The following is a 13559-nucleotide window of genomic DNA, read 5'->3' on the forward strand; positions in this document are numbered from 1 at the left end:
CTTGCAGCGATTTTTACATTAATTACCATCTTGCGTTTTTATAGAAGAAAGGGCATTTTTCAATCGGTAACTTTCCCCTGTGAATGCTATGACATGTGCATGATGCACTAGTCTGTCCACAAGTGCAGAGGTTAGTCGGTTATCCCCAAAAACACGATTCCATTGACCAAATTCAAGGTTAGATGTCACTATAACGCTTTTATGTTCATAACAGTCTGCGATAATATGAAACAATAATTCAGAACCTTGCTTTTGAAAAGGGACGTAGCCCAATTCATCCAATATAAGCAAGTCGGACTTCTCAATTTGGCGTTTTAACCGGTTTAGTGTGCCCTCTTTCAAGGCTTCCTCTAATTGGGCTACTAAATCAGCCACCCGGAAGAAACGCACTTCATATCCCATTTCACAGGCCTTTACTCCCAATGCTGTTCCTAAGTGCGTTTTCCCTGTGCCCGGTGTCCCTAAAAGTAGTAGGTTTTGCTTTTCCTTGATGAAACGAAGATCGCAAATTTCCTCTTTCGAGGTTGTAGCTGGCAAGTGCAGCTGCTCGGTCCACTCATAGTCCTTAAGCCATTTAAGCTCTCTAAATCTAGCCTTTTTAATCAGGCTAGCAATCTTCGTTGTCTGCCTGGAATTTACTTCAATCAATAATACATCACGCAAAAACTGTTCTTTACTTTCGAACGGAACCTGCTCAAACTCTTCAATAATATGGGCAAGGTGAAGAGTTTTACAAATAGCCTTTAAATTCGCCATTAGGAAACACCTCCTTCCAAAGAAGGACAAAGCCTTTTATCATAGGCATTCAAATCTGTTTCATAGTTAAGCAGTATCTCGGGTGTATGGGCTTCACTTAGTTTCTCTGGATAAGCTGCTTCTTTCGCTTCCAGGATAAAACCAAGTTCATGTGGAGCCCTTTCAAAACGTTCTTCTGTTTTTAAAACCGCATGAATATCATTTAACGAATATTTTTCTAATAATTTCTTTATCCCCTTGACTCGAGATTTGGTTTCTTCCGATCGTATCGTCAGATACGTTTGAACTCTCTCCGGCAAATACTTAAAAAAACGCGAATACCTTACAGACCGTGGCTTCTTCTCCCAATCCATAAAAATGATATTAGGTCAATAAAGTAGACACAAAAATTTATAGATTTTTTTTCGCAGCTACCGCGCTATCGCTTGGTGGCCTTTTAAAAATAATTACGACGTTGTCCTAATTATTTTTAAAAGGTAAATTTTCGGGTCTAACTATTCTATTAATATGTTCATTAAGCTCCCTTTTTATAGTACATACGTTCGTATTCAGATGGCGAAAAATACTCTGTTGCGGAGTGAATACGTTTATTATTGTAAAATATTTCTATATACTCAAATATGCTCTTTTTTGCTTCCTCCCTTGTTTTATAACGAGTCTGATAGATTAGTTCTTTTTTTATAACCCCATGAAATGATTCAATACAAGCGTTGTCATAACAATTTCCTTTGCGGCTCATGCTACATTTCATTCCGTATTCCATTAGCTTAGCTTGATAGTCATTTGAAGCATATTGACTCCCTCGATCAGAATGATGGAGGATAGAACCCTGTGGTTGTTGACGCTGATAGGCTTGCTTTAAAGCACTTAACACTAGCTCCTTTTTCATGGAACAGTCTATATGCCAGCCGACTATTTTCCTTGAATACAAATCCATCATACTAGCTAGATAAAGCCAACCTTCATCCGTTGGAATGTATGTGATATCAGCTACCCATACTTCATTTGGTTTCGTAACAGTAAAATGTTGGTTTAAGACATTTTCGTGGACCGGATGGTTATGTTTTGAGTTAGTGGTAGCCTTATGCTTTTTCACGGTACGAGACTTCATTCCCTCTTTGTTCATTATGCGGGAAACCGTCTTCTGTGAAACCTTAATGCCTTCATGATTAAGCTTTTTGGCAACCTTTGGACTCCCATACAGTTGGCGAGATTCGATATACACACGACGCACTTCCTGCGTCAATTCTTCTCGACGCTCTTGTCTAGCACTTTTGGGACGATCACGCCATTTATAATAACCGCTTCGAGAAACTTTCAATACTTCGCACATCTTCTCCAATCGGTAATCGAAGCGATGTTCATGGATAAATGAATATTTTACCGATGGTCTTTCGCGAAGAAGTGCATCGCCTTTTTTAAGATGAAGTTATCCTCCTCCAGACCCCGAATACGTTTCTTCAGTTCACGAACTTCGTGGTCTTCGGATCGAAAAGTTTGGTTTTCTGATATTTCAGGTTCTTGCTTATATTTTTTCACCCAGCCGTGAAGAGTATTTTCGTTAATTTTGAGCTCACGAGCCACTTGTGCAACGGATTTCGCTTCCTCCAAAATATAACGAACAGTTTGACGCTTAAAGTCTTCCTCGTACCGCCTTTGTTTTTTTGTCATGTAGACACCTCATTTTTCAGTCTATTATTACTATAATAATCTGTGTCTACTTTTTAGTCTAACATCAGTATTCCTTGTGTTTCCTGTTCAGAAGAATGGAAACATGGATGTGCCGAAAACGTGAAATCGTGGAAACCTCTTTTGCAGTACTAGTCGATCAGTAGTTTCATCCACTTCGATTCGTGCGAACAGCGTTGAAGGATTCAAAACGGTATTAGACAGTATTTTATTGTCTTACACACTTGTGGTCCTTGGGCTAGTTAAACAATAGGGTTTAACTAGCACCATGGGTATTCCTTATAATGTTATTTTGTCAATTTTTCCAAGTATCTTGTTAGCACCCACCCTTTTACTACTTCCCCATCTTCCTTTTGATAAACAACGAGAGTCCAATTTCTTCTTTTTTCTATCACTCGCACAACTTGTCCAAAATGTAATGTATCGATTGCCTTTGTATTCCTCTTATTAGTTTGACGAACAGTTAATTGGCTCGTTGAAACCATACGGAATGGCTTTAATTCTTCAAATGTATACTCTTTGTCTTTATACTCCTTACGTACTTGTTTCAAAATAGTGTTTTTATGCTTCATGACTTCTTGGTAAAATACTTTTTGACTTGTTTCAAAGAAAGGTTGTAAATATCCTGAAAGTATATTGGTACAAATGGGAATAATAATTAATAAAACAAACGCTTTAATTTTTGGAGTTTTCCCTAACTTGTCTAAACGTTCAATTATATTATTCAGCATTGAAACAATTGTGTTCTGTTTTTCCAAAACCCCTTGACGCTCTAATACTCCTAAAACGACTTCTTCAATTTCATCTTTCTTGACAATTTCACCATCCAAGACCCAATTTTCTTCCTCATCTTGCTCAATAACAGTGAGTTCTGCGTCTCGAAGTAATTCCTCAACTTTTGGAAAATTTATTTTTTGCAATTCTTTAAATTGAACCTGCCATTGTTCTAATATTTTTATCGCCGGTGATAGGTTAATCTTATATGATTCTAATGTTTGATTAATTGTTCTTTGGAGTTCTGTAATCGGACTATCGATACTAGTGTAGATTTTGCTTAATGATAAACCTAATTGTTTAGTACTATCTAAAACAGTTTGCATCGAATCAGTTACTCCAACAAAACTATTCCTTAACGTACTAATTAATTCTAAGGATGGAACAACGGATTGTATATGTAATTGTGTTTCTCTTAATCCCGAGGCTAATGTATTAAAGGCACTCAACAGTTCAGATTGATAAAATACCGAATTGAACTGCCGGCTTATGTTTGAGCCAAGATCGATTCTCGTTATTAATTCTGTCTGCTCCCGAAGCATTTCACTCAATGGTGAAAACGACTCTACTGTCCTTGTAAGACTTTTAATAATTTCTCTATCTAATCCTGCTCGCATGCATCTCTTCTCCCCTTCATAAGCATTTATATAAAAACAGACGTCCCTATAAGAGACATCTGTTCTCGTTGTTACGCATTCATTGGCCAGTCCTTATATTGCTGTTCGGCTTGTTCCATGAATTTGTTTGTTAAGAATTGTAATTGTTGACCCGTAATTTTTTCTTTCATGAGTACATGCTTGACGGCTAATTTCACTTTAGCGTAAACATCTCGACGGTGAGGACTCATCCAGTCTACGGCTAATTGTTTCTTTAAGGCTTTGACAACCTTATGGATTAAATTTGCAAGAAATTCGTTTGAGAATGCTTCCTGCTCCATAGCAGTGATGGCTTTGTAAAACTCAATTTCTTCCTCTGAGAGTCCTAAGTCATGTCGCTTACGCATTTCCTCTTCCATCTCTTTGCGCATTTTAATCATCACTCTGACTACATCAGCGGCCTGAATGACACGATTATGATAATCCTTTAACGTTTTCTCTAACAGTTCGCTTAATGCCTTTAACTGTGGACTTCCTTTGCTAAATGTCACTTTAATTTGATCTTCTAAAAGTTTTTTCAGTAACTTTAAGCGTAAATCTTCATGCTCTTTTTTCGTTAAATCTGCCAAGAATGCATCGTCCAATATGCTAATATCCGGGCGTTCAATCCCTGCTACTTTGAAAATATCAACAGTTTCTTTCGCTAACAGACTGTTATCAATGAGTTCAGATAATCGCTCTTCTAATGTTTTATTTTCACTCGGTTTTTCAATTGGTGGTCGCAAATGTTTGCGAAGTTGTGCTTTAATCATTAAATACAGCATGACTTCATCTGCAAGTTCAAGCACTTCTGGCTGATTTTTCGCCAACTGATACGACTTTTCAAGTTTTGTTGCCTCTTGAATATATTCTTCTGGATCACTATTTAAAAGAACATTGACAAGGTCAGCAATGAAGTCTTCTCGTTCTATTTTTGGTTTTGTTCGCCAGTTTTGAACATCAATTTCACTTGGAATAAATTCTCTTACTGCCTCCAGATGACCCATAAAGATTTTAACAGCCTCTGAAATATCATAAGATGGGCTTCCTGTGCCACCACTTTGCGTATATTTATGAGTTGCTTCCTTCAGTGAAGTAGCAATTCCAATATAATCAACGACTACCCCACCTTCTTTTCCCGGAAACACACGGTTTACACGGGCAATGGCTTGCATAAGATTGTGTCCCTTCATTGGTTTATCGACATAAAGGTAAGAAAGCGGTTTGGCGTCCATTCCTGTTAACCACATATCGACGACAATCACAAATTTAAGAGGATCTTCTGGGTCACGAAGTTTGGCTTTCACTTCTTCTTGCTCTTTTTTGGATTTAATATGAGCATATTTACTTCCCGGCTGAACTTCGCGCCACTCTTTAGGATCCTTCGATACATCCCCTGTCATAATTACTTCAACAGGAGGACATTCAGGAATCTCTCTTAGGTAATTATACAAATCAACCGCAATTCGCCGGCTCATACAAACAATCATGGCTTTTTGAAATGGATTGGCCACTTGGTTGAAATGTGATACGATATCATTGGCTAAACGACGGAGCCGTTTTGGAGTACCGACGACTCTTTCCAGAGCGGCCCATTTTCTTTTATAGTTCTCCGACTCTTCATCGTCTCCCCCAGCATCTACGATAATTTCCTTGTATTTTTCATCAATGTCCTCAGCAGATAAATCAAGTGGGATTAAGCGACTTTCATAGTAGATTGGTAATGTCGCTTTATCTGCCACTGCCTGAGCCATATCATAACGATGGATAATATGTCCGAAAATTTCTTCCGTATGGTTCCCAACAAAGTCGACTGGAGTTCCTGTAAATCCAATATGGGAAGCATTCGGTAAAGCATAACGTAATTGAGCGGCAAATCCACCTGCAAAACCGGCTTGGGTACGGTGTGCTTCATCAGCAATCACAACAATGTTTCGTCGTTCCGATAAAACCGGGTGCTGGGTTTCTCCTTCTTTTTTACGGAATTTTTCAATCGTAGAGAAAATGATTTGCCCGGCTTCCCCTCTCAGTAGGGTTCTTAACTGTTCTGTATCTTCTGCATGCTCTACATGGCCGATGTATGATTTTCCTTGCACAAACGTATCATGCAACTGTTCGTCTAAGTCATTACGATCCACTTGAATGACAATTGATGGGTTCTCCATTTCAGGGTGGCGAGACAAGATTCCTGCGAAAAATAACATACTTAGCGATTTACCCGAACCCGTTGTATGATACATAACCCCGATTTTCCGGTCTCCGTCAGGCCGCGTCGCACGTATCGCTTCATTGATTGCAAAGTTCACACCGAAAAACTGGTGATATTTCGCACCAATTTTTGTAATTTTACTTCCTTCCTCCAAAAAGACAATGAAATTACGAATATAGTTTAGTAAGCGATCTTTCGGAAATAATCCTTCAATCAGTGTGCGCATCGTATTGGCACGGTTGTTATCAACATTTCGCCCATCAATCGATTTCCATGAAGCAAAGAAATCGTAATCGGCAAATGGCATCCCATGCTTAGTTTCTATATTATCGGAAATAACAGTAAAAGCGTTGTAATTAAATAATTGAGAGATATCATACGTATAGTTTTGAATTTGGGTATATGCATCATAAACAGATGCTTGTTCGTTGTTCGGATTTTTTAACTCAAATACAATCAGTGGTAAACCATTAATATATATAACGACATCTGGCCTACGGGCCATACGTCCCTCAATGGATAATTGATTGACTACTAAAAAGTCATTGTTCTCTGGATGTTCCCAATCGATTGGAAAGACATGAGGCGTATACGTTTCATCGTTTACCTCATAAGAGAATTCGAGGCCTTTCGTCAACATTTTGTGAAAATGCATATTGCGGTTAATCAACTTTACACCATCTGGCGCTGTTAATACTTGAGCAAGTCTTTTTATTTCATGTTCAGGTATGGCCGGATAAGCCTTCTTTAAGAAGGCTTCCAACCGACCATAAAGAACTACTTCATGAAGACTGTTACGCTCTCCACGCTGAAACAATTCCTGCGCATGAAGATAGTCATAACCTAATCGCTTTAAACGTTCAATTGTCGTTTCTTCAAATTCCGTTTCACCTAGAGGTCTCGTCATGTTGCTTGCACCTCCTAGTCGAATTTAAGTTTGTTTAAAGTACTTCCTCTACTTGTTTTTCTGCTTGAGATAAATCAATTTCACCTGATAAAAGGCGAGGGAGGAGATAATCTCTTAACTCCTGTAATTCTTCAATTTCTCTTGTATTACTCTCTACTAATGAGTCAAACTTCGATACATGGTGTTCAAAATTATCAAGAACTTCTTGAGGTGGCTGGATAAATTTGAGTTGTTCAATATCTTTTTTGTTAATGGAATTAAATACTGTACCTGAGCCGTATTGGTCTTCAAAAGCAAATATTCTTTTGAGTGTGTACAGTAAAAATGAGTTATGTCCACTTTTGGCATGAAGCGCAGATAAACCTCGACCGATTACCAATTTATTATTAGCAATATTTATTCGTCCAACTGGAGCACGTACACTCAAAAGAATGTCTCCTTTATTTGCAATTCGTAATTCTTGTGTGCAATAAACCGTATGAACTGGAAAACGAGCACCAAAGTCTTTAACCCCTTGATGAAATGGCAATCCTTTTCTTTCTTGATTGTAGAATTCAGACTTTGGAGACTGTCCCATGAGGATATTAGCAAATTCTTTAAGAATGCTTACTTCCCATCCCTTTGGAATCATCCCTAATTCTGATTCAACAAACTCCCCATCTTGAAACGGGCCAAAATCAACAAACCAATGCTTGTAAAGCGTCATAGCCATTTCTTCGAGGGTTTCGTTCATTTTTATATTGACTTCAATTTTATTTTTTAAAGCGCCTAAAATAGATACTACTTTTTTTTGCGTATCTAAATCAGGTAAATATACATTTATATTTTTTATTCCATATATAGGCAACTTAGGTTGAGTACTTCCCACAGTGTTCATTCTAATTTCATTTTGACCAATGTCACTCTGTAAATAGTACATTAAATATTCAGGTAAACACTTTTCCGAAAAATTATGGAGTCTAACAGCATTCTCTGTTAAATTAGCACCCGATAGTTCATCAGCTACCATACCTACTAGTCCTATTGTACCTACATTACTTATATACACATCGCCCGAATTAATAATATATTTCTTTAATTTTAGGTGAGTTTCTTCATCAATAAAACCTACCTGATTTATTAAGACTGTTCCGTTTGAAAAATCTTTTACTCTAATATAAGGATAGGCTGTTTTTTCTTTTTGTACGACCTTTCCTTTAGGGAGTCTTTTTCCACTAGAAACAGTAGCAATATCACCTAACTTTAATTTTTTCCACTCACTCACACTAACCCCTCCAAGTCTTTCTTAATCTGTTCTTGAAGGCGATTAGATTCTTCAAACTGTTCTAAAAGACGCTGAGTTAATTCAGCCATTTTCTCCTCAAATGGTATATCGTCTTCATCTAATACTTCTGTTCCAACATAAATACCCGGTGTTAATTTGTAGTCATTTGCTTGAACTTCTTCAATTGTTGCAACTTTGCAGAAACCAGCAATGTCTTCATACCCTTTCCCATCTTCATATTTGTAGGCGTGATAAATGGCTGCGATTTTATCAATTTCTTCTTTGGACAGCGCTTTTTGCTTACGGCTAACGAGTGTCCCCATTTTGCGGGCATCGATAAACAGAATTTCATTTTTTCTTGCCCGGTAGCCGTTTTTGCCGTCGCGGTTTTTGCTTAAAAAGAATAAGCAACATGGAATACCTGTGGTAAAGAATAGTTTTTCAGGCAATTGAACAATACAGTCAATATACCCTTCGTCAACTAATTTTTGACGAACTTCTTTCTCCTCTTTGACATTCGTTGTCATTGCTCCATTTGCCATAACAAACCCTGCCGTACCTGCATCATTTAAGTGATATAAGAAATGCTGCATCCACATATAGTTGGCATTGCTGTTTGTAACAGGTCCAATTAAGCGAGGGTCTTTTTTTGATAAACGATCTACTCCCCAATCTTTTTGGTTAAATGGCGGGTTGGCAATAATGTAGTCTGCCTTCAAATCAGGAAACTGGTCATTTAAAAGTGAATCTCCTAAGCGAATTTCTGCGTTAATACCATGCAACAAAACGTTCATTTTTCCAAGACGTACGGTCGTTACCACATTTTCTTGTCCGTAAAACGAAAGAGCGTGTTTGTTTGGCGCATATTCTTCACTCTGTATAAACATCCCGCCGCTACCGCACGCTGGATCAAACACAATCCCGCTTTTCGGCTCCAGCATGGCAACAAGCAGTTTAACAATACTGGATGGTGTAAAGAATTCTCCGCCTCTGTTACCTTCGGAAGCGGCAAAAGAACTAATAAAATACTCATATGTACGGCCCAATATATCTACACTGTCATCCATATTGGCGCTAAATACATCACGGGAAAAAATTTCGATTAATCCTGCCACGTTTTCAGGTGGCAAGTTCGAACCTTGGTAAATTCGCGGCAATATGCCTTCCAGTTCTGGGTTTTCCTCTTCAAGACGCTTCATCGCGTTATCAAGAATCTCTTTAATATTCGGCTGCTTGGCATTTCTCATAATATAAGACCAACTTGCTTCTTCAGGTACTACAAAGACGTTTTCCGCCTTATATTGGTCCGGGTCGGTAATGATGATTTGCCGCATTTCATCATCTTCCGTATACCAATCGCTGCTTGGATCTTTTACGATTTGCTCTAATTCTTTTCGGCGCTTTTCGTACTTGTTAGAAAGGTAGCGCAAAAAGATTAACGGAAGAACATAGTGTTTATAATCAGCAGGAGCCACACTCCCGCGCATTTTATTTGCTGCCTCAAACAAATCCTTCTGAAAATCAATGTCTGCTTTTACAGTCATACTTTGCCTCCTACTTCTTTACCATTATCCATCTTTTTTCCATATAAGAATATTTTATCATAAACTTGTATCTTAACTGCTAATTGAAGTATGAAAAATGAGAGGCTGAATCCAAAAAATTATTACCACTTTTGAGTCATCCCTTAAATACTGAATCCCCGATATTCAATTACATATATCAAATTAATCAAGAATCTATGCTAATAGCCTTTAAAATATTAAGATTTAAAATAGACATGTTATAATTAATTATATTGCTTTATAAGGTATAGGAGCGACTGCCATGACAAATGTTAATACGATTAAATGTGCATATATTATAAATCAAATAATAAATTCTACGAATCCACATATAAAAGGTGTAGGATTCCATTTCCCGTTATTAGGTCTTCACGAACTGACTCGACAATACTTTTCACCCAAACGAGATTAAGTTCTTGGCGGGTCCGCAAATTGTTGAAAGTATAAAGAACCATATTTCAAAAAGCAAAATAACTTCTTACGTAAATGATGGCATAATTATTGATAAAAACATCAAAGAATTCTCAGTAAATCTTTCATTTATTAAAGAGATAGGTAGTGAACTATCTCTTCAAAGATTACACAACACTTTATATAGCGAAGATTTTTTTAAAGGAATTATTCGTACGCTAAAAAAACTCCTAAAAGATGAAAATTATGATTTGAAAATGTGTTACAAACTTTTTGATGAATTGCTACTTTTATTAATTGAATATCTTTTTATTCGAGGTCACTCAAAGGAATCATTATATGCAAAATTCAATAATATTATCAGTCAAAATCAAAAGAACAGTTATGATGCAGCAATCAAAATCCTAGATCATTTAATGATAATCGGCACAAAACCTTTTTCGTCAATGGAAAAATTAGACGTTAAAATCATTATAAACAAACAAAAATCATTTCCAAATTACAGATTTTTACACTCTTTTATTGAAAGACATCTGACTGGCTTATTTAAGGAGAATAGAATTTCGAAATATGTAAAAAGTGACACGTATTTTAATACCGAATATCACTTTATAATCTATAAAATAGATAAGGAATATGTGGATAAGACATTGACAGAATTTCTAGAGGCTTACGATTTGCTTAAACATAGATTTGACTTCCCGGAGAACCACTTAATTTTGTACCTCGAAAACAAAGTATTTACTGTTCCTAAACCTAAAGAAGATAGTAAAATAAAGGTGAAATATTTCGAACGATTTCTATTAGAATGTAACTTTATTGACTTATCTGATATGATGAACTTAGAAATTTTAAAAGCCCTCGAATGGACCAGTTTTCCTGAAAAAACTACAGATAAAAAGTATGCATTTATGTCTCTTTGGAGCATTATGGAATTTTTACTTATTGATTCAGTAGATGATAATAAAATTGACACGATTTGCAAAAACTTTATTCCTTACATGTCACTATTCCATTACCGAAAGTCTATCAAGTTATTTTTTAAAGATATCATTTATCAAATGAATATGGATTTAAAAGAAGCCGCAAAAAAGATTGAAAATTTCTTAGATATCAAATTAAGTAGTATTGATGTTGATATTTCCACTTTATCATTGGCAGATAAATTTACTATTTTTCTATTTACAAAAAAAATACCAATTGATAAAAAATGGAATGATTTTAATGTTGGAAATATTAGCGAAGACTATTTAATAGCAAGAACTATACCGTTAATAAACGATATTGATAAAGAAATCGATCAATTTGAAGTTATGCTGAAAAATGACATTAAACAAATTTATAGATTAAGAAACATGCTAACTCATAGTGGGTTAAATGATGATAAGATGCTAACGAATACATTCTATCGTTTAAAATATTATGTACAGACACTTCTGAATGCTATATCTTATAGTTGGAAGTTCAATTCAAATATTACTTCCCTTTCTGAATTACATAACTTAAAAAGATTTGATGCTATTCAATATAAAACATTCATTAAAACGCTAAATAAAGGAAACGATGAAACTCGCTGGATCAACCTAACTGATTTTAAAGGTGCTCTTGTGAGTTATCCAAAAAGTTCTTTTTCCTTTATTGAAAAGACTTCACGAAAAAATTAAACTTGTCCTAAACACAATATTATGGTATATTGTTATCGAAAGTTCATATACTGTTAAAAATGGCCGATTTTATTCAACTGCAAGGTGCAGCCTCTGGTGAATCCTTGATCAAACAGGTTGAATAAATCGGCTTTTATTTATAAATATAAGCAGGTCATTAAACCTGCTCATTTTTCTTCAATATTAAGATCAATAAATAATCGCTTTGTTCTTCTACTTAATAAAACAAGGTTATATATTATGCTTTTATTATTTTACCATTTTTGTTCAAATATACAGTTATTTATTAAATTTTTATTTCACTTTTAAATTTCATTAAAAATGATAACCAATACTATTTTTAAGACTCCCCCTTACTCTTTATATCAACAATATCAGCAACAAAAATTTTCGAATTAACTGTTTTTGTATTAGTGAAGGGAGAAAAATAATTTTTAATTATTCTAAACCGATTTTCATTTTTAGAAATGTTTACAACATCTGGAATCCAATACCTAATTAACACAAGAATGTCACTAATATAAGTGGCTAATTGTTCGGCACTTTCTTTCTTCAAAACATATGTATTTAATAATTTATTAAGATGCAACTTATCATAGTATCCACTATCATATACAACCATTCTATTTTCAATATTTGTTTTTTTTAGTAATAAATATTTTTCATCGTTGTCAGGGTTTAGATATTTGCCATTCAAGACAGTAAATTCTACTGCTTGTTCAGAACACATATCAAAATTTTTTTCCTCTTTTAACAAGAACTCAATTTTAATCAATGTATTATTAATTTTTAATATATTAATCACATCAATATGGTCCGAATATTTCAGTATAAAATTGTCATTTAGAGCATTCTTTAAAATGTTCCTTACTTCATCATTCTTTTTATATATTTGAAAACCAATATATTTTTGATTACTTACTGCATTAGCAATTTCTCTGTATGAATAATTTGCTATTCCCAAGATATTATTTAAAGTATTGGTTTCTAGATTATATCCATGAATTATTTTCTTTAAATAATAAAGAACAATTAATAAATCATTTGAAATTTGATTTTTTATATATTCATCAAGGAACTTTTTTTCTTTTTTGTTTATATAACTCTTTATCAAATCGTAAAATAAAAAAGCAACCAATATAAATAGAGCGTTTGAAGAAATATTAACAAGAACATTCTTAATAGTAGATTCCTCTAGTTTGAATGAAATATATAGTGTTATTAAAGAAAAGATAGTGATTATAATGTACGGAATAATCCGAATAAATTTATACATACTTTTCCACCTTCAACCTTGCTTTTTTTAATTTTGTTTTTGGATGGAAATTTGATTCGTTCCCATACGGTTTCAATCATCCTATCCCCCCTACTAACAAAAAGTTTAAAAATGTGTTGAGTTCATGCTTTAATTATAACCTAATACCTAATTTTAGGAAATTTCAAACAAAAATATGAGCGTTCCATATACTCTCTGAGAATGCCAATGGTTGATAAAAAATCCCCTCCATACCTCTACCTTTTTCTGCCAAAATAATCTATATGCTTTAAGGGGGTTTTGTTATGCCAGTGTATAAGGATCACTCCATAAAGAAAAGAGAAAGTTGGTATTATGAATTTGTTTATAAGAAAAAAGATACAAAAAAAGAGGCTTTGCTAGAAGAACTGACGTAGAAGCAGCGGAGAGA

The 13559-nt window shown here is 35.0% G+C and carries 9 protein-coding genes and 1 pseudogene; 2 read left to right on the forward strand and 8 right to left on the reverse strand.

Annotated elements, in window-relative coordinates:
- Window positions 1–18: 18 nt before the first annotated feature.
- The 3 genes from istB to NSQ94_RS13245 all read right to left on the reverse strand — a co-directional run bounded on the left by istB (window position 19) and on the right by NSQ94_RS13245 (window position 2427).
- Window positions 19–756, reverse strand: a complete 738-nt coding sequence (gene istB, locus NSQ94_RS13235) for an IS21-like element helper ATPase IstB (protein ID WP_339229340.1) — start codon at window positions 754–756, stop codon at window positions 19–21.
- A complete protein-coding gene (locus NSQ94_RS13240; protein ID WP_339229342.1) occupies window positions 756–1109 on the reverse strand; it encodes a hypothetical protein in 354 nt (117 codons plus the stop codon). Before NSQ94_RS13240 ends, istB begins: the two co-directional genes overlap by 1 nt.
- A 161-nt stretch (window positions 1110–1270) precedes the next feature.
- Window positions 1271–2427 (reverse strand): IS3 family transposase gene (locus NSQ94_RS13245; RefSeq protein WP_339229344.1). Its coding sequence is split into 2 segments (ribosomal slippage): window positions 1271–2169 and window positions 2169–2427, totalling 1158 coding nucleotides; the frame shifts between segments, so codons are not numbered across the junction.
- A gap of 98 nt (window positions 2428–2525) precedes the next feature.
- Here NSQ94_RS13245 and NSQ94_RS13250 point away from each other — a divergent pair.
- Window positions 2526–2698 (forward strand): annotated as a pseudogene (locus NSQ94_RS13250) (IS982 family transposase); the annotation flags it as partial.
- 34 nt (window positions 2699–2732) lie between these two features.
- Here NSQ94_RS13250 and NSQ94_RS13255 read toward each other — a convergent pair.
- The 4 genes from NSQ94_RS13255 to NSQ94_RS13270 all read right to left on the reverse strand — a co-directional run bounded on the left by NSQ94_RS13255 (window position 2733) and on the right by NSQ94_RS13270 (window position 9778).
- Window positions 2733–3836 carry an SH3 domain-containing protein gene (locus NSQ94_RS13255; protein WP_339229346.1) on the reverse strand — a complete coding sequence of 368 codons (1104 nt, stop codon included), beginning with the start codon at window positions 3834–3836 and terminating at the stop codon, window positions 2733–2735.
- A gap of 71 nt (window positions 3837–3907) precedes the next feature.
- Window positions 3908–6970, reverse strand: a complete 3063-nt coding sequence (locus NSQ94_RS13260; protein WP_339229348.1) for a type I restriction endonuclease subunit R — start codon at window positions 6968–6970, stop codon at window positions 3908–3910.
- A 34-nt stretch (window positions 6971–7004) separates the two neighbouring features.
- Entirely contained in the window at window positions 7005–8234 is a 1230-nt protein-coding gene (locus NSQ94_RS13265) for a restriction endonuclease subunit S (protein ID WP_339229350.1), read from the reverse strand.
- Window positions 8231–9778 (reverse strand): class I SAM-dependent DNA methyltransferase, encoded by a 1548-nt coding sequence (locus NSQ94_RS13270; RefSeq protein WP_339229352.1) that lies wholly within the window; start codon window positions 9776–9778, stop codon window positions 8231–8233. Before NSQ94_RS13270 ends, NSQ94_RS13265 begins: the two co-directional genes overlap by 4 nt.
- Window positions 9779–10215: 437 nt before the next feature.
- Between NSQ94_RS13270 and NSQ94_RS13275 the strand changes: the two genes are divergently transcribed.
- Window positions 10216–11874: a hypothetical protein gene (locus NSQ94_RS13275; protein WP_339229354.1), complete on the forward strand. Its 1659-nt coding sequence runs from the start codon at window positions 10216–10218 to the stop codon at window positions 11872–11874.
- Window positions 11875–12214: 340 nt separating this feature from the next.
- Here NSQ94_RS13275 and NSQ94_RS13280 read toward each other — a convergent pair whose 3' ends face one another.
- Window positions 12215–13150 (reverse strand): hypothetical protein, encoded by a 936-nt coding sequence (locus NSQ94_RS13280; protein ID WP_339229356.1) that lies wholly within the window; start codon window positions 13148–13150, stop codon window positions 12215–12217.
- Between the last annotated feature and the right edge of the window lie 409 nt (window positions 13151–13559).

The organism is Aeribacillus sp. FSL K6-2833, assembly GCF_037965815.1.
GTDB lineage: Bacteria > Bacillota > Bacilli > Bacillales > Aeribacillaceae > Aeribacillus > Aeribacillus composti.